15 protein-coding genes and 1 pseudogene are annotated in these 22,771 nt (G+C 39.9%); 4 read left to right on the plus strand and 12 right to left on the minus strand.

Features of this window, described 5'->3' with window-relative positions:
- Positions 1 to 47: 47 nt before the first annotated feature.
- The 6 genes from traN to AC19MV_RS21390 all read right to left on the minus strand — a co-directional run bounded on the left by traN (position 48) and on the right by AC19MV_RS21390 (position 15,310).
- Positions 48 to 3,488: a conjugal transfer protein TraN gene (traN, locus tag AC19MV_RS21365; RefSeq protein ID WP_432338905.1), complete on the minus strand. Its 3,441-nt coding sequence runs from the start codon at positions 3,486 to 3,488 to the stop codon at positions 48 to 50.
- A 1-nt stretch (position 3,489) separates the two neighbouring features.
- A complete protein-coding gene (locus AC19MV_RS21370; protein WP_182772012.1) occupies positions 3,490 to 4,521 on the minus strand; it encodes a TraU family protein in 1,032 nt (343 codons plus the stop codon).
- The gene (locus AC19MV_RS21375; RefSeq protein ID WP_182772011.1) at positions 4,522 to 4,671 is read right to left on the minus strand and encodes a hypothetical protein; all 150 of its coding nucleotides are present in this window, start codon (positions 4,669 to 4,671) and stop codon (positions 4,522 to 4,524) included.
- Between the two features lie 2 nt (positions 4,672 to 4,673).
- Complete coding sequence (locus tag AC19MV_RS21380) at positions 4,674 to 5,834, minus strand: TrbC family F-type conjugative pilus assembly protein (RefSeq protein WP_498309872.1); 1,161 nt, start codon at positions 5,832 to 5,834, stop codon at positions 4,674 to 4,676.
- Positions 5,821 to 6,294, minus strand: coding sequence for a signal peptidase I (lepB, locus tag AC19MV_RS21385; RefSeq protein WP_432338907.1), 474 nt, complete (start codon positions 6,292 to 6,294; stop codon positions 5,821 to 5,823). The genes AC19MV_RS21380 and lepB overlap by 14 nt, the downstream gene beginning before the upstream one ends.
- Positions 6,295 to 6,430: 136 nt before the next feature.
- Complete coding sequence (locus AC19MV_RS21390; RefSeq protein ID WP_498309873.1) at positions 6,431 to 15,310, minus strand: Ig-like domain-containing protein; 8,880 nt, start codon at positions 15,308 to 15,310, stop codon at positions 6,431 to 6,433.
- Positions 15,311 to 15,481: 171 nt separating this feature from the next.
- Here AC19MV_RS21390 and AC19MV_RS21395 point away from each other — a divergent pair, with 171 nt between their 5' ends.
- The gene (locus AC19MV_RS21395) at positions 15,482 to 15,901 is read left to right on the plus strand and encodes a hypothetical protein (protein ID WP_498309874.1); all 420 of its coding nucleotides are present in this window, start codon (positions 15,482 to 15,484) and stop codon (positions 15,899 to 15,901) included.
- A 374-nt stretch (positions 15,902 to 16,275) separates the two neighbouring features.
- Here AC19MV_RS21395 and AC19MV_RS21400 read toward each other — a convergent pair whose 3' ends face one another.
- The gene (locus AC19MV_RS21400) at positions 16,276 to 16,425 is read right to left on the minus strand and encodes a hypothetical protein (protein ID WP_223418940.1); all 150 of its coding nucleotides are present in this window, start codon (positions 16,423 to 16,425) and stop codon (positions 16,276 to 16,278) included.
- Between the two features lie 341 nt (positions 16,426 to 16,766).
- Here AC19MV_RS21400 and AC19MV_RS21405 point away from each other — a divergent pair, with 341 nt between their 5' ends.
- Genes AC19MV_RS21405 through AC19MV_RS21415 form a run of 3 tightly spaced genes read left to right on the plus strand, consistent with a single transcriptional unit; the run spans position 16,767 to position 18,999 of the window.
- Entirely contained in the window at positions 16,767 to 17,549 is a 783-nt protein-coding gene (locus AC19MV_RS21405) for a TIGR04255 family protein (RefSeq protein WP_498309875.1), read from the plus strand.
- Complete coding sequence (locus AC19MV_RS21410) at positions 17,540 to 18,142, plus strand: helix-turn-helix domain-containing protein (protein WP_223418943.1); 603 nt, start codon at positions 17,540 to 17,542, stop codon at positions 18,140 to 18,142. The genes AC19MV_RS21405 and AC19MV_RS21410 overlap by 10 nt, the downstream gene beginning before the upstream one ends.
- Positions 18,142 to 18,999: a hypothetical protein gene (locus AC19MV_RS21415; RefSeq protein WP_498309876.1), complete on the plus strand. Its 858-nt coding sequence runs from the start codon at positions 18,142 to 18,144 to the stop codon at positions 18,997 to 18,999. Before AC19MV_RS21410 ends, AC19MV_RS21415 begins: the two co-directional genes overlap by 1 nt.
- A gap of 113 nt (positions 19,000 to 19,112) precedes the next feature.
- Here AC19MV_RS21415 and AC19MV_RS21420 read toward each other — a convergent pair whose 3' ends face one another.
- The 5 genes and pseudogenes from AC19MV_RS21420 to istA form a co-directional block, all read right to left on the minus strand.
- Positions 19,113 to 19,433, minus strand: a complete 321-nt coding sequence (locus AC19MV_RS21420) for a hypothetical protein (RefSeq protein ID WP_498309877.1) — start codon at positions 19,431 to 19,433, stop codon at positions 19,113 to 19,115.
- A 60-nt stretch (positions 19,434 to 19,493) separates the two neighbouring features.
- Complete coding sequence (locus AC19MV_RS21425; protein ID WP_498309878.1) at positions 19,494 to 19,775, minus strand: hypothetical protein; 282 nt, start codon at positions 19,773 to 19,775, stop codon at positions 19,494 to 19,496.
- Positions 19,776 to 19,903: 128 nt separating this feature from the next.
- Complete coding sequence (locus AC19MV_RS21430; protein WP_498309879.1) at positions 19,904 to 20,551, minus strand: hypothetical protein; 648 nt, start codon at positions 20,549 to 20,551, stop codon at positions 19,904 to 19,906.
- A 731-nt stretch (positions 20,552 to 21,282) separates the two neighbouring features.
- Entirely contained in the window at positions 21,283 to 22,041 is a 759-nt protein-coding gene (istB, locus tag AC19MV_RS21435) for an IS21-like element ISShfr5 family helper ATPase IstB (protein ID WP_011637026.1), read from the minus strand.
- A 28-nt stretch (positions 22,042 to 22,069) separates the two neighbouring features.
- A pseudogene (istA, locus tag AC19MV_RS21440) lies at positions 22,070 to 22,771 on the minus strand (IS21-like element ISShfr5 family transposase); the annotation flags it as partial.

Consider the following 22,771-nt stretch of genomic DNA (forward strand, 5'->3'; position numbering starts at 1 on the left):
TTGCATTAGTTATAGCCACTAGCATCGTTAGTGGCTATGACTCTTATTTAATTCGATATTTCACATATCATTGGTCGTGGATACACAGAACAATCAATTTGAGTGGGATCGAATGTTTCTTTTAACTGGTTTGCCGCATCACTGGCGTCACCTTCAAACTGTGTGCTGGCACGTTCTTCAGCATTGTCTCGCTCCATTTCGACGCAATCAGGATCGTCGCTGTTTTCACAACTCAAATTACCAAACATTCTACCTGTACCTGTGAGGCGTTCTATGTCGTAACCTGACGCAGATAATATGTCTGCCTCATACATTGTTGATAGCCACTCTGATAAATCAAGCTGGTCAAAATCAATCTGTCCAAATTCTGCAATCGTAAAGCCTGGACAGCTAGTCATATCTTTACCTAACTGCTTCGAACCTTGGTCTGCAATTATCCTAGATAACATTGACGAGTAACAACACCAGTCTTGTCGCCTTAAGTAGCAGACGCCTAAAACTTTTTTGGCACAATAACTGTTACCCACAGCAAAGCATTGCTTTTGAGCCAGCTTTACACCTACGTCTTGTTCGTTGCTATCACATTGAGTTAAAAGATTAGCTAGAATTTTTATTACGTTATAGATCGTGTAAATTAAGCCAATAAAACTAATTATACTCATGACTTGGGAGGCTGCGTCAGTTAGAACTGTATCTCCAGCTTGAGCCACACCTTGATCCACCATTTTAGTAGTTGCCTCCTGAAATATCATGCTAGCAATTTCTTCGGGTAAGGCATTATTCAGAAAAGTATATAGCTGTTGTTGCATTGTATGCATAAGGCTACTTAATGCTTCTTCTGCTGTTGCCCCACCACCTAACTGAATACCTTCAGATACGCCTTGCATAAATTCAGGATCACCCATAACCGAGCTAGCAAAATCTACCACTGCGGTGGCGCCAGAATTCCACCCATCAACAAGCATTGTTGTAAAATCAGTGTACAGTCCACCAATTTGATCTGTTACCCCACCTGACAATGAGGACGATACATTTTTAAAGGTCTCCGTCTGCATCATCTTGTAGCCCATAGCTGCGAGTTCTAGATAATTAATCCCTGACGGTGCTTCACAACAATTATTGCCTAATCCGCTCAACTCCCAAGAACAATATTCAGGTTCTCCGGGAAATATCTCACAGGTGTTAGGATCTTCTGAAGCGCATGTTGAGTCATCATCAACCGTTTGTGCAATTGACCCCATTAACACAGCTTTTTCAAAGTCATCGCTTGTTTCGTCCTCGCCATAGGCACAATCATTCCCCATGCAAGGCAGCATTCCAGCACAAACATTTGACGTAGTTGTTTTGGTCGTTTCAAATGGCGTTGACACATCACATTGATATGTATCTGTATACATGTAGCAAATGTCATTTACTTCGTCATACCAGCCCTCGCCGCAGCTATCACCGGTTTTCTCACATAAGCTATTTGTTTCATATTGACCACAAGAACCCTCTAGATTTTTAAACTCGCTGTAGCTATAACATTGCTCTTCATATTCTTGCGTTTCTGGATTTAATACCTGCACGCAATAGTCGGCACCTTTTAATGGATCACAACTGTAATTTTTTGCGTTTATTTTCCATGTAGCAACATGATACTGCCCTTCACCTTCATTATCGCCACCATAAAGCGCCGCAGGATTTGGATCCCCCTCAAACATTCTTGGTAACTGTGTGATTACATCTTGCGTATATTGTTTAGTGCCTTGTTCAACAATTTCCCATTCACTGAGCGTGCAAAATGGTGTGACCTCAGCTGTTGGTATATATGTGGTGCAAGATGGAATGGTCGGGCAAACATTGTTTTTACAGAGTTCACTGACTCTTGGTGTGGCCGTACAAGAAAAACTAAATAAGTTGTGAGCATAGGTATTTACATCGCATTCTTTGAGTGTGTAAATAACATCATCTTTTTCTACTACATATTCGATCCCGTAAGAACCTGCATACGCTAAACTTCGCAGTTGCTCATTTTCTAAGTCACCAGTGACATAGGTTACATTATTGCTGTACTCAAAATCATTCCCTATGCCTGACTGTTTTTTACAAGGTATTTCTTCCATAAGACAAGTTGAAGAATTGCTATCATACTTACTACAAGATATAGCCATCCATTCGATACCATCTAATTCTTTTACGAAACCAGGTCCGGGGATCCATGGAGCAAGGCCTGAATGTGGCTCCCCTGGAAAATTTTGTACTAGGATTATTCGTTGTTCTACTGTAACACTAGAAGCGCTCGTGCTGGCCGATTGGACATCATCGCTGGCAGCGGAATTTTGTACTGACGCTTTACTCATGAGCATCTTTGTAGAGGTATCACTTGATTCTGCAAGAATAGATTTTGTTGATAATAAAGACACTTCGTTTGGAGTCGTCGATGAGGAATCCAATGTACAAGTTGTATTATCTGGACAAATAGGTTTCCAACCTACTTTATCAGCACATCCTTCGGGGTATTGAGTGTACTTCTCTAAATATCGAGGTGTTACCCCTTCTACATATGCAGGATTTAACTCAAGCTCTCTAGTTACTTCACAAAAATCAAAGTTTTGGTGATTTGGTCGTTGGCAGATTTTTTGTTCCCACACGGGAATTTGTCGTTGTTCAGTTTCTGTTACCGTTTCATCTACACAAGACTGAGACCAAATGCCTTCGCCGCGTTGTGCATCACTGATCGCCTTATTTGTTTCTGTAAAAAAATATGCATCATGCTTAATTTTTGGAGACGGATTATCAACAGCACTCTTGATAAGAGCTCGATAAGCTTCGCTGTTCATTGTTTTTCCATCGGCCGCTTTTTCATATTGGGCCTTTAAGTCATCCCTATAAGCTTCTTCATCACCATAATTGTTTGGTGCATTGAATTCTTCATCACTTCTCAGCTGCTGATTCGTGAAGACTTCATTACTTTTTATGCTTGTTATTTTAGCGCCACGCTCTGACTCTGGGATCACTGTATAAATTAGGTTTCCGTCGTCATCCCTTGATAGTGCTGTACCTGCTTTTTCGTAATACTCAACATCAATATTACCATTTGTCATGGTCGGCGCTTTTGCCGTGTTACCGGTCACGCCTTCGCTCATGTACTTTTCAAATTCTTGATGGAAATCAATATCATTATATTGTGAAGTATCGACGGTTGACCCCGCCCCTGATTGACGGTTTAAAATATCAGACTCGAGAGTATTATTCAGTGCTGAGCCTTTATCCTTGTTATCCATCAATTTTTGATACAAGTCCGTTCCGTCTACATTTTGAGGTGTATCAAGTTGATATTTGGCTTCTAACTCTTGCTTGATTTCATCCAGTGCATACACATCAAAGGACGTAAATTGTGCTGTGATAGTAAAGAAAAAGGCCCAATGTAGACTGCCTCCAATCATGCAAAATGAAGTTAAATAAACACAAAAATTACGCCATAACATTGAATACGTTGAATTCATATTAATCACCGCTTCCTAACGTTAAGCAGCATTCTTTGAATTGCCACAACATATAAACGGCATCCTCCATACCCGGACGCATACGCCCCCCAACAGGTAAACACCATAGGTTTGTTGATTGGCCCATAGGGTGACAGCAGCTGCCGTTTGCGGTTGCTGCAGAAGCCTCGGCTCTTGGATAAATCATGCTGAATTTATATTGTGACCTTGGCGTAAATGGCGCAATAGAAGCCTCGCATACGTTGTCATCACCCATCGTTTTTTTAGCAAGCCCCTTACGATGCAGTGAGCTAATCATTCGTTGTGCTATTAAACTAGATTGAGCGACATTATCTTTTTGACCAATTATAGAACCGGTAAATGGATACAAATGCCCGTCACAACCAGCACATCCGAAAGTTGATTCTGGAGCTGAATCGGCCGAAATTAGTGCGCAATCTGTCGCGCACCATGGTTCAGCTAAAGGCGTGGCAAACAAAATTGCTTCAGGTGATAACATTAAAGCTAATAGGTCATTGTTCCATGTCGGATCAACTTCAGATAAATACATTAAATCTAAATCAACATACCCATCTTGATGGCAATCTATATATAAAATCTCTAACATTTCCATCAGCGGAAAAGCAAAATAGTGACTATTCCAAAATCCTTTTCCTTTTGATGCGTTAACGGTTCCCATCCCAATATAATCATCTTGAAGCGTAATGCCCCCTAACGTTGGACTGCACCAAGGTAATCTTACCGTTTCAATTAATCTCATTGGTGCAAAGTAAGATAGTTTTGTGCCTGCGTATGGCACACCTAAGTTATCGTTACATAGGCAAAATGGATCGTTGCTGGATGCACCATCTGGTTTCTTACCTATCCCCATTAATGAAAAACCTTCAGTGAAGCAACTCCAACAAATTTGATCGACTATTTTTGTCCACACCTCTGCATCTTTACAGATATTGTCTACTTGAGTATTCGCTGTCGCACTAAGACTTATGGCAAGACTAAAGGTCGCTATTAAGTTAATGAGCATTCTTTTCATTTATACACCTCGTAACATGGTCGATACGGAAGCAGAAAGCCATTGTACAAATTGAATAAAACCTTCAAGAATTTGCATTGCAACATCAGGCTGCATAAGGGTTAAATAAATGCCACCAACTACACCTAAACCTAAAAATGTTAGTTTCATGATTATTTTCTCACGTTGAATTCACGGACTTTAATGTAGTTTCTGTCAATGCTGACAAGTGAAGGTACAGACTTGATTGCAAACTTGGTGACCAGCTCTTGTTCCAATAAAAATATTTCCCTCTTGTAGCGTTTTCTTAACTCCGCTAACTGCTCCCAACCATCCCGCTCATCTAAGCCGGTTATTATGATTTGGTCACGGTAATCAAATTTGTCTTTGTGAGAATCTAACCAAGCCAACTGTAAGTGATCAGTAGGGTTGACGATATAAAGTCCCAAATACGCATTTGGGCTTTCAACTAGCGGATTGAATTTCGAGCCCGCTTTTGCAAGGATAACCCCTGCTTTATTGACTACATCGCGCTTAATCTCAACTGTGGCATCGATATAATACGTGTGGTCTTCAGCTGCTAAAGATAAATTGAATCTAGGCCTTTTTTTCCAATAATTTTTTGCCGCTTCTTGCTTCTTTTGTTCCCAATCCATTTGACTCATTCGCTGCTTAATTTGGTCTATCAATGAGGGTTCTTGTACTGGAAATGTTGCTCCATACGACCCAAAATCGGTTGTCTTTGAGACTGTGGCAACCTTCTCATTAAAAAAATCGACCTGAGTCATACCGCTCATTTTTATTTGGATAGTGTCGTTGTCATAAATTAATGCTGGAACACGTTGTATTTGATATAGCTTGAACCAGGATGGCCCAAATTTGACGGTAGGCTTATACACCATATCTTGTGTCATTGCCTGTAAGCGTGCCATTGTGTCCAGTATGTTTTTATCACCTTCAAACATGCCGTTAATGTACACAGTAATGCCAGAGGCAGCTGCGTTTTTAAATGCGTCAATTAACGAAGCTCTTGGCATAGACAGGCTTACAAACATAAACGATACCGATGAAGGTTTAGAGCTTGGGCTTTGCAAGGAAAGTGAACTATTATCAAATTCATTAATTTGCTGCTGGGCGTTTGTTAAGAAATCTTCTACATCTTTGGTTGACGAAGGCTCTTTACCAGATAAATTTAATCCATCAAACCACCCTTTATCTCGAGCCATTTCCATAGCTTTCTCAGGGGTAATGTCGTTTTCAACTATTGGTTTCGAATTCGCCACTGAGCATGTCGCAATTGCAATCAAAACCAATATTGTTCTATAACATTGCATACGCGTCTCCAATCATGTCGTCTCGCTGTATCGGACCCCAAAATCGGGAGTCGTAAGAAAGAGGGGTTTCACCAATAACAAAATACTGGCCATCATTTAAATAAAAATCTTTTACGACATCAGCCTCATCAACATCAATTTTCATGAGCAATTGCCGCATATTGTTTTTATAAACAATGCCGTTTACAGACACAGCATCAACACTCACTACAATATGATCTCCAGGCATACCCACTAGCTTTTTTATCCAGCGTGTACCTTTACTAAAATACGGTGTATTGGCTGGCAAACTGAAAGCGATCAACCGATTGCGCTTTATGTTGATATCTTGCTTATCCACCAAAAAATAACTGGCAAACAAACATGAATATTCTTGGCTTGGCACCGCGATAGTGAATCTTGCTGCTAATAACAAGATTGCAACTGAAATCAAAGTGAAGCTAATAAGTACGTGTTTCAATTTTTACCTCCAACCAGTTACTAATGAGGTATTTTAAAACATCGCACTGCTTAGTTTTCTTCGTTCAAGTGCCAATTGGGACGCTCAAATAAAAAAACCGCCAAAATGACGGTTTTTTTAGAGTTATTATGTTTACTTAAAAATTCGCTCTACCAATTCCTTTTGCTCCAGCGTCATCAACAGCTTCGATAACAATTGTTGCGGAAGGGAACTCATTGGCACTGAACCTTACTTGCGCACCATAGGGCGTAAATACTGTACCGTTAACAACCCATCGGTAATAACTAATCGTACCGTCGCTGTCTTTACAGTTTGCATCGACAATATGAGTACCATACTGTTCTCTTACGATAGGTTCACACACCGGCGCTTGGTTGTCTTTAACATCAAATGACATCGTATGCTTACCTGTTTGGCCGAAATTGGACGTAACATTTAGCTCAATCTCATAATGACCCGATGGTAAGTTTTCGAACACACCTATTGCGCGACTCGATGCCTCACCTTGAACCCCATTAACAGTCCATTGATAGCTTTTCATAAAATCGTAAGGGTGGTTTGACTTAACGCTCGGATATAGCGAGATAGTCAATGGCATCCTCATGTATTTATTTGAATATATATCTGTAACCTTGAACTCTAGTGGATCTGGATCAATCGCCTCAACAAATCCATCAATAAACGTAAAATTACCTCTATTATCTGAAAGTGTCAGTGTTATCTTATGAATCCCTGCTTGGATTACTTTAAAGTTCAACGTTTTACCGTTACTTGATGTTTTTTCAATAGCTGCTTCATCAAATGACCATTCGTAGTTAAAAATTACTCCTGGTGCATTAATGTATGGCATATTCAACATAGCGAAACCTGTTGATGGCACAAACTTAACGCTGTTGTTTACCGACAAACTTAATTTATCATCAGTCGGGAATGCATACTGGAATGTATTCAGCGTTATGTTGGACTCTCCTAACGTGACATCTTTATAACCTGAAAGCCATGCTCTGCCCTTCATGTTAAGTCTTTTCGACGCATCTAAGTCTTCTTCTTTAACCAAATAGACTAATGTGTCTTGGTTAGAGACTATGCTGCCATCAGGTAACACCCATTCCATCAATGCATCAACGCCTGTTGCTGCGAATGGATTAACCACCTGTAATTTTAGCTCTATCTCTGTACCTACCTCTACAATGCTCGGTTTAGTTACATTGACCGTTAACGGTTTTGGTTTGGTCACCGATATGTATTTGATAGCTTCACTCCATTGACCTGTTTGTACTTCGGATGATGTGCTTGCATATTTCATACGAGCCTTAATTTTTAATGCAGTTTCTCCTACGACTACATTGAACTTTGTATCACCTAAAGCCCAAGTTTCACCATTATCGAGCGACCACTCAACAATAGTGTCTAATTGCGGTTCTTCACCATTATCCAGTGCAGATAACTCAATATCCTGACCAGATATAGCTTGATTAGTACCGTCAATTTTTAACTTTGGAATGTCATAACTAATCAAAGTCACTTCGTCCGAATTTGTAATAACACCCGTTTCTTTATTCGTTAACACAGCACGAACCTTGATCGTTTCAGGACTTGTTGATTTGATTGATATGTACTGGCGGTCTGCAAACTCATCATCAGTAACCCACTGCCCTGTACTATCTACAATTTGCCAATCAATATCACCCAACACTCTAAAGTCATCATAAGAAGCTGTATCAAATCGAATATCAAAATTCGCTGGCACTCTAGATTGGACCAGTCTTGAGATCACTTGACCTTCTACCGCAGTCCCCTTAACAACGGTAATGCTTCTAGGTGTAGAAATACGCTCCACAACAATTTCAGGATATGGTGATTTAGCCTTAGCAACAGCATATACCGCCTGGTTCCGTTCAAAAATAATGTTGGCATCCAGTCCGATAGTGGCTATACCATCAGTTCCCGCCTCAACGACTTCAGTTATTGGTTCGTAAACTTGACCGTTCTTGAATGCCAAATAAACATCCCAACCATCACCCATGGTTGCTACATTATATTCAAACAAGCCAGTGGCATTATTGCGAAGACCTAGCTTAACGGAGGCGTAAATCGTGTCCGTTGAAGCGTATTTAGGGCTATCCAATTCCATCAACACTTGCATGTAAGGATGTGGCGTTACCACTAAATCAAAATCTTTCTGAATATTGATTTCTGGTGCTAATCGATAACTTGCTTTTAATGTGTAACCAATTTTATTCCACAACACTGAATTACCTAACTTTTCTGCGTATGCGGAAAATGTTTGGATTTCTCCAAATGGTAATTGATTATGTTTGTAATACTTTTCATCTCCATTTTCATTGCTTAGAGTGACATCTACATGCGCTCTGCTTGATTTACCTGTATATCGTCCAAGTAAAGTATCGTTAATGGATACGCTATAAACCCCATCACTTAATTTTAATTTTTCATCTAAATCAAGTGTTAGCGGTAATGGCTCGGTTGATTCGAATTCGACAGTTTCACTTCCAACTTTCCCTACGCTACCGGTTTTGTTAACGATATAAGCATCATAGGATAATTGATGTTTACCTAAATTTTTAACGGCTCCCGATACTGCTGATTGGTAAGTCGTGACCAACGTGCTTAAGCCTTCTGGTAATTGAGTCCACTCAATATAACAAGCGTAATTGTTGTCATTAGATGCCAAAGTTGCAGCCGCTTTAGTTCCATATAAATCACACCGAACTCCCCGAGTACGATTAACGGCAAGCGCCACATCTTCTACTTTTTGAATTACTGTGACGGGTTTGTAACTCAAAGCAAATGTGATTTGTAGGTAGTTAAAAGGCATTGAAAGAGTAGATCTATTTCCATTACTATCTTCCGCCTCAACTTCCATAACATATGATTTGTTCGCATCCAGCTCGAAGCCTTCACTCGTGAGCATTTTGAAATGAGCATCACTATTGATTGTGATTGCATCACGGCCATCAATTTTAATGCTCTTGATTTCAGTGTCACCAGTCAGACCGTTATGTGCTACAACCATTACATCATCAAGCATATTAATGGTTTGGGCTGAAGAAAGTTGCTCAATAGAGCGACTCTTGTGCATAACTTTAATTTGTGGCAATGGTCTAGATACAAAGACGTTTTCATAAGTGGTTGTCGATTCATTATTGTATGAATCCTTGGCAACCACTTTTACGGTATATTCGCCAGGTGTTAGGGAGCTCATATCAAAAGGATACGCGCTCGCCTGCCCCTCGGAAACAACTGACTTATTCGTTAATGTTTGCAAATCTGAAATAGTGTTTGGAATGTCAAAACTAATTTCTTGTCTATTAACGTTCAGTTTGTTTACGCTTTTGGTTCCTTCATTTGCAGTAAAGAACAACTCTACTTTGGATGGCCTCCACCAAATTTCAGTGCTATCCAATTCTGAGCGTTGATTGCTTACGCCAACGGCCCCCGTCCCACCAGCGACAACAACAGGGAAACTTAAATCACTATTGACAACTGGTTCGTCCTCAAGCGTAGGATTAAATGTCGTAAATACAATATTCGGTCCACGGAAATCATGATGAATAACCCAGTCCTTTTTTGTCTGTTCTTCATCTGACCAGCCGCCAATCTTACTATTGGCTTTAATAATGTAGTTACTGTCTGTTTGAAGCGATGATGGTTCACGCGTATATGAAATATTGCTATAAACTATACATGAGTTGGCTCCCACAGGGACTTCGCACGAACCGACGCCATCTACTGTCAAAGTTTGTACATAGTTTCGAGGCTCTACTAATAACGTCGTCATCGATAACTTGCTTGACGCGCTATAATTGTACATTTCGAAGCCTTTCAACACCTTACTCATTAATCGAGTTGTGATGTCGGTTAATAAAGGTTTTTCTGGTTCATTAATATTTAAAGCTATTGAACCTGAAGAAATTTTAAATTCGTCTAGTTTCGAACCATTGAACCCATATAGTTCATATCCAGCCGATTGAACGCCAGATTTCTTAAATATCCCCGTTAATTTTTTACTGTCACCACTTATACCATCAGGTAAATCTGTCCATTTGATATAACAAGGTACATCACCTTTTTTTATCACGCCTTGAGCCAAAACCTCAGAATCGACTAAGCGACATCCAGTAAGATCATCTAATGGTATTTCTGATATTTCACTAACAATCGCGTCAAATGTATCCTTGGCTACTTTGATAGTTGATAGCTCAGTTTTAATATCGCCTTCAAAAGTTTTCGACTCTACTCCAGAAGCGTATCCAAGCGGGAGCTGATCTACATATTTACATTGATTACCTTGAACGGTGTAAGGTGCATTACAGCTGTCTGTAATAGGTATCTCTTGTTTTAAAACACAGTTTAAGAACGTTTCAGACATACCTGATGGACAGTAATCATACACAACACTGACCGTCTTATTGTATTCACATTGGCCATCTTTCGATGTGTAACCTTCTGGGCAACTCGATAATACAGATGATTTTTCTATGCCTTCACATTGGTATGTTGTTAAGTTCAGCGTCATTCCTGCTTCGCACGTACAAGATGCATCCACAATAGTAGAAGAACACTTAGGCGCAGCGAACACATCTTTAACACACTCTCCACCTATGAGTTCATATGACGCGCTACAACTCTTAACTAGTGGCGTTGTATCAATAAATACGCATGACTTAGCATCAGTCGATTTGATAAAACCTACCGGGCACGTACCAACTAAATTAGAGTTAGTTACTTTCTTACATTGTTCATCTGATACCTTATTAAATGAAGGATCAGCACAGACCCAACTTTCAGTTTCAGTTAATAACAACGAACAACTAGAACCTGATAATGAATACTTAGGATCATTACACTTATATATATGATTATTAGTTAATACTTTCTCACATATTTCCGTGGTTGAATTCGGAGTATACGAAGAGTCTGGACATGACAATGAATATGCGCCAGTTTGGTACCAACTACATGAACCGTCATTGTTATCAGTATAATTCTCTGGACAAGTCCATCCATTATCTCTGTTTTGTAGTTGGGTACACGAACCATCATTATGATTATCATAGTAATCAGGGCAAGTGTAAGCATAAGTTAACGTATCTATAGAATGGCAAGATGAACCTGATAGTGTCCAATTAGCATCGCAAGACCATGTGTTTGCGGTATTAACGACCTTACTACAGACAGAATTATTGCGAGTATAATCTGCTGGACAGCTATAGCTAAACGCCTGAGTTTCTAGCAGGCTACAAGTTGACCCACTTAGCGAATAACTGGCACTTGGGCAGCTCCACGTATTTGCTGCCGTTTGAAGTTGTGAACAGGTACTGCCACTTAGGGTAAAATTTGTAGGGCAGCTATAGCTAAACGCCTGTGTTTCTAACAAACTACAAGTGCTTCCACTTAAGGTGTGACTGGCACTTGGACAGTTCCACGTATTTGCTGCCGTTTGAAGCTGTGAACAGGTACTGCCACTTAGGGTATAATTTGTAGGGCAGTTATAACTAAATGCCTGTGTTTCTAGCAGGCTACAAGTTGACCCACTTAACGAATAACTGGCACTTGGGCAGCTCCATGTATTTGCTACTGTTTGAAGCTGCGAACAGGTACTGCCACTTAGGGTATAATTTGTAGGGCAGTTATAGCTAAATCCCTGTGTTTCTAGCAGGCTACAAGTTGACCCACTTAGCGAATAACTGGCACTTGGACAGCGCCATGTATTTGCTACTGTTTGAAGCTGTGAACAGGTACTGCCACTTAGGGTATAATTTGTAGGGCAGTTATAGCTAAATGCCTGCGTTTCTAGCAGGCTACAAGTTGACCCACTTAGCGAATAACTGGCACTTGGGCAGCTCCACGAATTTGCTGTATTTTCCTGTTTTGAACACGAATTTCCATTTAAAGAATAACCTGTGGGGCAGTCATAATAAAACGCCTGCGATAGAATCTGACTGCACGAGCTCCCACTTAGTGTATAACTGGCACTTGGGCAGCTCCATGTGTTTGCTACTGTTTGAAGCTGTGAACAGGTACTGCCACTTAGGGTATAATTTGTAGGGCAGTTATAACTAAATGCCTGTGTTTCTAGCAGGCTACAAGTTGACCCACTTAGCGAATAACTGGCACTTGGACAGCTCCATGTATTTGCTACTGTTTGAAGCTGCGAACAGGTACTGCCGCTTAGGGTATAATTTGTAGGGCAGTTATAGCTAAATGCCTGCGTTTCTAGCAGGCTACAAGTTGACCCACTTAGCGAATAACTGGCACTTGGACAGCGCCATGTATTTGCTACTGTTTGAAGCTGTGAACAGGTACTGCCACTTAGGGTATAATTTGTAGGGCAGCTATAGCTAAATGCTTGAGATTCAAATTTTTCACAATTGTCTGAAGAACCATTTAAGCTGTAACCCGTAGAGCACGTCGCAGATACAGTAGTTACACTTTGACAAGTACCATTTACCAAAGTGTGACCGGATAAACATTGCGATGGCGCAGCTCCTGGTACGTAACCGCAAGTCCCCATCGAATCAAAACCTTTAGAGGAACCGGAACAATTATCAGAAAGAATTTGGTTAGTTTTTGTTATCTCGTTATAACAGCTACAAGCACCGTTTTCAAAATCACAAGCCCCCCTATTATTTTTGTATTCATATAAATCACACGCATAACCAAAATACTTTGTATAACAAAGCCCATCTAAACCACTTTTAGTTCCAGTTGGACAAAATGGTGAATATGTGGCTATTGATTGGCAAAGATCAGTAGAAGAATTATAGCTGTATCCTGAACCACAAGTTGGGGCTTGAGCTAACGTTCTTTCACATTGATTATTTGTAGCCGAGTATGTGTAACCTGACGCACACACTTTGCTAGCCGTTTGAGTCACTGTTTTTTCACAACGTGAATTAGCTGCTGAATAGGTATATCCGCTAGCGCACACAGCCGAGGCGGCTGATGTGGTGGTTTTCTCGCAACGATTGTTTGTAGCAGAGTAAGTGTAACCCGAAGCACACACTTTGCTAGCCGTTTGAGTCACTGTTTTTTCACAGCGTGAATTAGATGAAGAATAGGTATAGCCACTAGCACATACTGCTGATGCAGCTTGAGTTATTGTTTTTTCACAACTATCGGTTAAAGATGTGTAACTATATCCAGGTAAACAAGACTTGCTTGCTGCTTGAGTAAGGGTTCGTTCACAGCGTGAATTGGTTGCAGAGTAGGTATAACCGCTAGCACATACTGCTGAAGCGTTCTGGGTTATTGTTTTCTCACATCGATTATTTGATGAAGAATAAGTATAGCCTGACGCACACACTTTGCTTGCTGCTTCAATTACTGTTTTTTCGCAGCGCGAATTAGCTGCTGAATAGGTGTAACCGCTGGCGCACACAACTGAGGCTGCTGATGTGGTGGTTTTCTCGCAACGATTGTTTGTAGCAGAGTAAGTGTAACCCGAAGCACACACTTTGCTAGCCGTTTGAGTCACCGTTTTTTCGCAGCGTGAATTAGCTGCTGAATAGGTGTAACCGCTGGCACACACAACTGAGGCTGCTGATGTGGTGGTTTTCTCGCAACGATTGTTTGTTGAAGAATAGGTATAGCCAGACGCGCACACTTTGCTAGCCGTTTGAGTCACTGTTTTTTCACAGCGCGAATTAGCTGCAGAATAGGTGTAACCGCTAGCGCATACAGCCGAGGCCGCTGATGTTGTGGTTTTCTCGCAACGATTGTTTGTTGTTGAGAATGAATATCCATTGGGACACACTTTGCTAGCCGTTTGTGTTACCGTTTTTTCACAACGGCTATTCGCGGCTGAATATGTATAGCCGCTGGTACACACCGCTGACGCAGCTGATGTGGTTGTCTTTTCACAGCGATCTGTCCCTGAATTATAAGCGTATCCTGTTACACATACTTTAGAAGCGGTTTGAGTTAAGGTCTTTTCACAACGCTTATTTGCTACAGAGTAGGCGTAACCTGCACTACAAACTGGATCTGCATCTTCAGTCAATGGCTTTTCGCAACGATCATTTGCAGAGGAATAGGTATACCCTGTCGCACAAACTTTAGAGGCAATTTGCTCTACGGTCTTTTCACATCGTTGATTTATTACTGAGTAAGCGAAACCTGTTGCGCAAGTTGGCGTCGCCACTGCGCTTAGTGTTCTCTCACAAATCTTTGATGTCGCGTTATACGAAAATCCAGATAAACATTCAAAATTCACATTTTGAGTAATCGTTTTGCGGCAATCATTTGTTGCGGCCTGATAACTATAGGAACTATCAGGGCAAGTCTTAGATGCGGCTTCTACGATAGTTTTTTCACATCTTTTATTTTCTTCGGAATAGGTATAACCAGTTGAACATTTAACGAGAGTATCTTGGAATTCGGTCTTAGTGCAGGTTCCATCTTTGTTGCTCACGTACCCACTTGGGCAGCTGACTTTTGGTATTTCTGTTTGCTTTGTACATTTCGTGACGTCACCTGAAATAGCCCAATCATCACCAGGACACGTGTAAAGTAAACTTGTTGTATTTACCTTTTGACACGTACTTGTCGCTGCATCCTGAGTATATGAGTCTGGACAAACCTCAGCTGTAACTTTCGGAATTTCTAACGTGTAATGGGATAAACCAACAATGTTTGACTCTGCCGGATTAAATGGGATTTTTAAGGCTCCCCCAGTCAATGAAAAATCTTGAACAATTTTAAGCGTTTCTCCCGGCTTTAGAGTTTTACCTTGAATGATGATGCTTGAAACAGCATCACTCGCTAAGGTGACTCTTATTTCAGTCAAACCTTGTGCGACCTTGCCGTTGGAATCGGTTATTGGTGAAGTTTCTAGAACGGTTACCGGCACATTAGTTCTATCAAGCACTAACTTGTCTAATGCAAGCGCCTTTATTTCGGGTAACAGTGTGGCTGTGTTGCTAGAGGCATAACTCACTGGGATAAAACCCAACACCGTTATTAATGCCAAAAATCTCATTAATCCGTTCATTTAAATCTCCGCGATAGACTATTCCACGGATTATTTTACTTAACTGTTTACCTAGTTTTGTTTGGTTCAGAGGCTTTTTAGGACGCGCTATTTATTTTTTTGCTTTTCTTCGGTTGCTGGATTTGGAAGTAGAGTGAAAATAGAAAGAAAGAAAGACAAATAGGAGTAATCATGTATCACGATAACAACAGTATCTACTCAACAGCACATTTTGATGAGCAGCCAGTTCAAGCATATGAGCATACCGAGAACGGATACCATAATCATGAATTATATCAAGAAACAAACAATCCACGATACAGTGGTGCATTCAGTGAATTTTACTCTTTAAAATGTCACGGTTCAAAGGCCGCTATCGAGTTGAAACCATCCATCACACGCACGTCAGAATGGGAAACTGTGATGTTAGAAGCTGCTAATGCCATCGGCCCTAGACAATTTAACTGGTCAGATAAAACCTCTATTCAAATCACTAAAAATGAATTACCTCATGTCATTGCCGTATTTTTGGGGATAAAAGAAAAATTTGAAGGTCGCTCTCATGGGCCGCAAAAAAACAAAGGATGTCGCTGGAAGCAAAGTCTGACATAGGCAGCTTCAAGTTTTCAATCACTTACCTTAATAATTAACCCATACTTTGACATAAAATAAACCCATAGCCTGACAAATCGAAACCAGTTTTAGCTGCTAATAATTATAATGTGTACTTTTATTACAACTGAAAGTATATCTCTTGCAAACTCATTTTTGGACAAGACTTGTTAACCCCTTTCTCGTCGTTCCGGCAGGGCCTTTGGGCCGGGATCCAGGTATTTGTACTTTTGTGCTTATTTACTTATGGCCTGCAGACACTAACGTCGTGGCGCTTAACTCACACCAGACCAAGAGGAAACCAACGGCTGTTCTCTCTTTATTCTCTATAAAAGAATTGGCCCATCAGCTACATCAAAATTATCCCATTTGATTTAAATAATAGGTGCGATAATTTCGCGACGTGGATGAATCCAGCTTTTAACTTCGTCTGTGTGTTCTTCAGCCCATCTTGTAGTAAAGAGTGAAAATGCTATCACTTCCGATGGTACATCCTGTACCGCGAAAGCTAGCGGGCTATCCATGCCCAGCTCACGCTATTTTCTTCAACAGCCTCAAGTTCAAAGCTGAATTTAGACATTTTCAAGCAGAGATCAAATAGCTACAGCTTTGATCTTACGGACCGCCCCCTTAACTAAATTTTTATGGCAGTTAAATAAGATCTTTTTTAGATAATCATATAGAAACCTTCCGTAGCACATGGCCTAGCATCACGAATCCATGTAGCTACCCTACAAATAAGTAAAGAATAACAGTCATTTCACACCCTAATAATGTATAAAAAATTGTATAAAATAGTGTATAAATTAATATTTACACGTATACTTATCTCGTTCCCATACTAAACACGATGAGATGGTACGATATGCCCGACTATAGAAAATTAGAAAATCAACCACTGGTCTTAGCATTAGTAGAAGTAAGATTTTCTCCAATATTTGGCATCGAAAAGTACATCCCTGACTTGCAAGACAAGCTTCGGGGGGCATACCCTCACGTTGAAAGTAGTCTCAGTCAATCGATAGAGATTAATGAGCAAGGGGTTAACTTGAGCAATGTGAATCGCTGGGCATTTGCGTCAAAAGATCATAGCTCTGCTGTTGATATTAGCTACAATCGAATTGTTTTTTTTACAACTAGATACCCAAGATTTGAAGGCTTCGCAGAACAAGTTAAGCAACTGTTAGATATATTGAATGATATAGCTAAGCCTTCACTATGTTCACGCATCGGCCTTAGATATTGTGATGTAATAAAGACCGCTCAGGATGAAACACTTGGACAACTCGTTTCTCCCGGATTTTTATTACCAGATTGCTTGTCTCAGTCAGGCCCAATAGCACAACACCTTACAGAAACGGTCATTGAAACTAATGGGATTAGTCATTTAGTGGTTAGGTCGCTTCAAGCTGTGACGAATAATGTAACACCACCAGACATTCAACAAGTACCTGTAAAAATCACACATGATGATGAAGCAAGTAATCGCCTTATCCTAGACTTTGATCATTTTTGGCAAAATGAAGATGAACAAAAAGATTTTTGTCCGAATGAAATAATTCAAATGCTTTCACAGCTTCACATTGATTCAAGAAAAGCATTTTGGAACGTTACAACTGACTATGCGAGGAATGAAAAATGGACATGATTCCAGCAGATATACAGGCCACACAAGCTGCGTTGTCACAAAGCTCTGGTGTTTATTTTGAACCGCAATTCAAAATTCACAGACCATTGAAAAAAAATGAGTACTCTTTACCTCTTGATTCATTTACTGCATCAGGAGCGAACTCCGATTGGTTTTACCGGGCATCTAAAAGTGGTGGGGTGATTGTATCTACCAATGCCAAACAAAATAAAAAAACTCAAAATGATAAAAATAGCGAATACACAATCTCACTGATTGAGAAAATACAGGGGACGTTTAATCTCAGTGTTGAAGAAACTGCTACTATATGTGGCGTTACAAGAAAGACCTTATACAATTGGAAAGATGGTGATAGTCCTAGGAAAAGTAAGTTTAAACGACTGATTGACGTTGCGTTCATAGCGGATTATTGGAAAAGCTCCTCTCTTTCTTCCGACAGAGCATTACTAGAACAACCATTTTACAAAAATCGTTCGATAATGGAATTATTAGCAGATAAGCATCTAGATAAAGACACAATACTTTTTGTTGGTTCAAGAATGCAGCTTGACTCAATTAACGATGCTGCACCGATTGAGGATCCGTTTGCATAATGACAAAAGTGAACAGGTATGGTGAATTTCTTGAACACCTAGGGTGGCTACAGGGTGCTGTAGTCACCGATGCTCACGCCCACGCTATTATAAATAATGCTTCCAATTCCATCGAAATATTTTCTCCTAAACTTCTTTCAGAAGATTTCGTACTAATTACGGCTTCTCAATCTTGTAATATTGCAAACGACGATATGGATTTGGGGCCTCATGTGGAGTTTTCCGTAGGTAGGTTAATAACTAGACTTGATGGCAACTACAGCTACAACAAAAATCCTCGTAAGCTACATACGTCCTATAACGAGGCTACTGATGAAGGCGTGGTTCTCAGAAACATAGAAATACTTTCCAAAGAATCCATCTTCATTTCCAAAGAAAGCTTAGTTACCTCTAATATTTTGTTTAATAAAAATGCTCAATTTGGCTACCATGAAATAGATAGTTATGTAGCATGGTTATCTGGTCACTATAATAAACCTGCTCTACCAACAGCATTTAACAATCGCCTTATTGAGACTGATAGGAAAGACAAAAGAAAGGCTAAAGCCAAATCGCTAAGCCCTTTATTATCAGGGATTTATGTTGAAATAAATCCATTTAAAGAGCTTCCTCCTGATGAGCATTACAGTGTGAATCTACTTGGTTTACTCCCTGTAGGTAATAACGAAGCCGAAATAATTTCTGCGACAAAAACCATGGAAACGTTTGCTGACTTAATGCGTTCTGCCACCATGAATGTTAAGTTAGTTGTGACGACTGAAGATAAAATAACTGTTGCAAGATTGCGAAATTTTAAAAGATTTTACTATGATGATCTTTCATACAGGGAAGTTTCTCATCCTTTACCTCCAGAATGAGATGTCCTGTTACAACGTTATAAATGTTGTTGTGGCTTAGTTATTTTGGCCACCTAGATAGAAATAATCTAATTAGCAATTGTAATTTTTTACGTAAACTAGCCTTGATTCATTTAAGCGCTATTTTTAAGTTTTTTATACAGTAACTCACCAAGCTCACCAGTAAGCTCATTACCAGTTTCATCTATTAACTTGTAACTTTGTTGGCTTCCACCCAGTGAAACAGAACCCTCAATGCCACAGATAATATTATGCGTGGCTTCTCCTGCAGCAAGCTTAACGAGAGCCAATACTTTTTCTCTCTGCACAAGTGTGAGTCCAATATTATCGAGTTCATAACCTAGATAGGTTGGGCCATCTTTACCTTTAGAGTATAAGGCCACCAAACAATCTATAGATTTGACCACATTATTAATAAACTCTTTAGGTGACATAGTTTTTCCCCAAATTACAAAATGCCTAGTAGCTAGTGATCTCTGTACTTGCCAAAAAAATCAATTCAATTCGTAATTTACAAACTGATTCCATTCTTCTATTTCATCTTCAGCGGCATTTAAATGTTTTTCGGATGCGTCATTCATCTCTTCAACAAAATCAGCAATGCATTGCTTGTAGCGCATAACACCATCATTAAAGCTATCTATTTGCCATTGTGATGTAAATTCATAAGGCTTGTAAGGTTTCGAACAAGAAGGTGAAGGAGTGAACATATCACTAAAAGCAGGGAAGCTAAAAAAAGCCACTAGAATTAGGGGGATAAAGTGTGTGTAACGCATTGAACTATCCTTGTCTCTAAAATTAACCAAAATATCTTAGTTCAATCTTAACAACGAGTAACCGAACAAAGTTATTAACTGTTAAGTAACACTTATACTTAACACCGTTTACTATCTATAGCGACAAATTAAAGTAATCCATTTTTCTTTCGCCAATCGTTAACTTTAGCCTTTGTTTCTTCTGTAAACCCACGTCTTACATTATTTAGAATTATATTTTCGGACCCGTGTGATGAACGAAGCCCCCAATATTGAGATGAACGACACATAATTAATAGAATCTTGCCATTCTTAGCTTTTGGAATTAACACATCTCGAAGATAACTCTGGGCAGCCCAAACACTAGGTATGCTATTAGCTATGAACTGGACTTTATCCATATTGACAGAGGCATAAGGAATTAGATTGAACACTGCAATATTTTTAGCAGCAGCTTCAATATCACCGGCATACAAATACTTTGCAACAGGTCGAAACCACTTATCCCAACCAGGAATATTATAGGGATAAGGCTGATCACCATCTAACTGCTTAAAAAGTATTTCTTGGAGTTTTTTAGAGGCAATAACCGTGCTAGATCCTTCATCTACACTTGGATTTGCATAACAAAGGACAATACTTGCTGTTTTCAAAGGTCCAAAATATGGGCCAGGAGGAAGCTCATATTCAAAGTCACCATCAATTAATAACTTAAGCTCTTCCAGAACGATATTATCATTCGGATGTCGGAAAGTGCCTTTGATGCGGCATGCACACCAGTAGTCAAAAAAATCCATTTTCAATCCTTGTGTTACTTAATTGATTGTTGGCTATATTACTTTCAATTACAAACATAATAAAAAACCTCCTCTCAGTGACACAAGAGGAGGCTTTTACTGCCTTTTCGGCAGTTTGTGCACGAACAATTGTTGTCGCTGAACCTAAACACTGACATAACCTCATATAAAATAACAATCACTTAGCTGAGTGATTAACCCATACTTTGACATAAAATATAACCATAGTCTGACAAATCGGAGTAACAGCTAATGGTCTGTAACTACGGTTTGTAATTTTATTACAGTTAAGAGATATCCTCTTACTAGCTCTCTTTTGGACATAAATGATTTACGCACCGTGGCACATTTTTGGACAGAAATAAGCTAGGCTGAAGCTCTGCTATACAATCTTGTCATTGCCCATTTATTTCATAAAAAATGTCACCGACAAAACCTTAACTCTTCCCTGAAGGCCCGAACATCTCGTCCATGGGATGGACGGCCGTCTCGTAAATACTCATGGCTTACCTTTTTAACATGAGCGTAACCAGTTGACTTAAAATACTAGAATAAAAATTTAACAATGGGTGTCGCCGTTAAATTCTAGGTAAAGAAGTTCGACGAAGGCCTAAATACACACTGAAGTCGTCGATTAGTTTATTGGTGCGTAATACCATGATGCCGATCGGTCAATACCATTCAAGCCGATCACTTTTTTGTTCGCCAGTAGACCTCCGTAAAATCTAGCTTCAGTGATCGGCTTCAGTCAAGGTATTTAGTTTTTTTCGCATCGATTCGCCTTTTAATTCCAACTTTATTGCTCCGTGAACAAGTCGATCTAGAATCGCATCAGCATGTGTCGATTCTCCTATCATTTCATACCAATTTTCGATCGGTAATTGACTGGCAATTAATGTCGATTTTGTATCATATCTTGCATCAATTAATTCCAATAAATCACTACGTTGTTGAGCCGTTAATGGCTCTAATCCCCAATCATCTAAGATCAGTAAATTAGCAGAGCTAAGCTTATTGATCAGTTTTCGATAACTACCATCGGCTTGCGCTAAGAACATCTTTTCTAATAGCTCCTTGAGCCTAAAATAATAAACGCTACTCCCTTGTTGGCAGTGGTTTTGACCAAGAGCGCAAGCGAGGTAAGTTTTTCCACACCCCGTTGCTCCCGTAATCAAAATATTTTGGTGAAGGCGAAGCCATTCACCTTGTGCTAATGAACGGATCTGAGTTTTATCGAGTTGTCGTGCTGCGCCATAGTTGAGTTGAGCAAGCGTGCCGCCAACTCTGAACTTTGCTTGTCGAGTTAGGCGGTCAATTTTACGCTGGTCACGCTGCGTTATTTCATGCTCAAGCAATAAACTTAGCCGCTCTTCGAAGCTTTGTTCTACGTATAGATTAGGTTGTTCAAGTTGCTGTAATAGCGCATCACGTATGCCGCTTAGCTTTAAGTTACTTAACTGGTTATTGACTTGTTGATTGATATTTTTCATAAGATTTCCTTTGATTGGTTAGTTTTTATTAATGGTAATAGTTATTGCCGCGGATATTTTTATGATCAATATCTTGTAGCGAATCACCCTGAGCTTGTGGCAAGGGTTGCTTATCCAAGCCTTTTTCTAAGATGGTTTTCACTTGTTTTACGCGAGTAACACCTGTGGCTAATGCGCGATGACAGGCGGCTTCAAGACGTTGGTCTGTAAACTTCTTACCTAGGCTTAATAACCCCATACAAGCACGGTAGCTTTGCTCTGGATGCTTTTTAGCTTGCATCAATTGCATAACAAACTGCTCGGTTGATTTACCAAACTGACTTGCCCAGCGCTCAAATCGCTGCGGTGTCCATTGCTGTTGTTTTTGGTGAGCGATAGGCATATGTAGCTCAAGTGTTGTATGCGCACCTTCTCGGTATGATCTGGGGTGAACAGCGACTCGTATGCCTTGATGGTAGAGTGTCACCAATTTTCCTGAGGCATGTGCTTCAAGTTTTTGCTTGATCAAGGTATGTGGCACTGAGTAATAGTGCTTTTCAATCTCAATATGATAATCAATATGTACGCTCACTTGTTTCACTAAGGTGTAGCTGTAAGGCAGCATGGGCAATGGTTTTAACGCTGGTTTATCAATGGCTTCAAATTGACTTAATCGTGAGCCAGGATGTTTTTTCATTTGTCGCTGATTTAAATCGATGAGTAATTCTTGAATCTTTAGATTTAATTGACG

Source organism: Shewanella sp. MF05913, from assembly GCF_059758095.1.

What these genes read in the sequence shown, in the direction of transcription:
- traN (WP_432338905.1), bottom strand. Translation starts at nt 3,488, where the DNA reads ATGAATTCAACGTATTCAATGTTATGGCGTAATTTTTGTGTTTATTTA.
- AC19MV_RS21370 (WP_182772012.1), bottom strand. Translation starts at nt 4,521, where the DNA reads ATGAAAAGAATGCTCATTAACTTAATAGCGACCTTTAGTCTTGCCATA.
- AC19MV_RS21375 (WP_182772011.1), bottom strand. Translation starts at nt 4,671, where the DNA reads ATGAAACTAACATTTTTAGGTTTAGGTGTAGTTGGTGGCATTTATTTA.
- AC19MV_RS21380 (WP_498309872.1), bottom strand. Translation starts at nt 5,834, where the DNA reads ATGCAATGTTATAGAACAATATTGGTTTTGATTGCAATTGCGACATGC.
- AC19MV_RS21390 (WP_498309873.1), bottom strand. Translation starts at nt 15,310, where the DNA reads ATGAACGGATTAATGAGATTTTTGGCATTAATAACGGTGTTGGGTTTT.
- AC19MV_RS21395 (WP_498309874.1), top strand. Translation starts at nt 15,482, where the DNA reads ATGTATCACGATAACAACAGTATCTACTCAACAGCACATTTTGATGAG.
- AC19MV_RS21400 (WP_223418940.1), bottom strand. Translation starts at nt 16,425, where the DNA reads ATGGATAGCCCGCTAGCTTTCGCGGTACAGGATGTACCATCGGAAGTG.
- AC19MV_RS21405 (WP_498309875.1), top strand. Translation starts at nt 16,767, where the DNA reads ATGCCCGACTATAGAAAATTAGAAAATCAACCACTGGTCTTAGCATTA.
- AC19MV_RS21410 (WP_223418943.1), top strand. Translation starts at nt 17,540, where the DNA reads ATGGACATGATTCCAGCAGATATACAGGCCACACAAGCTGCGTTGTCA.
- AC19MV_RS21415 (WP_498309876.1), top strand. Translation starts at nt 18,142, where the DNA reads ATGACAAAAGTGAACAGGTATGGTGAATTTCTTGAACACCTAGGGTGG.
- AC19MV_RS21420 (WP_498309877.1), bottom strand. Translation starts at nt 19,433, where the DNA reads ATGTCACCTAAAGAGTTTATTAATAATGTGGTCAAATCTATAGATTGT.
- AC19MV_RS21425 (WP_498309878.1), bottom strand. Translation starts at nt 19,775, where the DNA reads ATGCGTTACACACACTTTATCCCCCTAATTCTAGTGGCTTTTTTTAGC.
- AC19MV_RS21430 (WP_498309879.1), bottom strand. Translation starts at nt 20,551, where the DNA reads ATGGATTTTTTTGACTACTGGTGTGCATGCCGCATCAAAGGCACTTTC.
- istB (WP_011637026.1), bottom strand. Translation starts at nt 22,041, where the DNA reads ATGAAAAATATCAATCAACAAGTCAATAACCAGTTAAGTAACTTAAAG.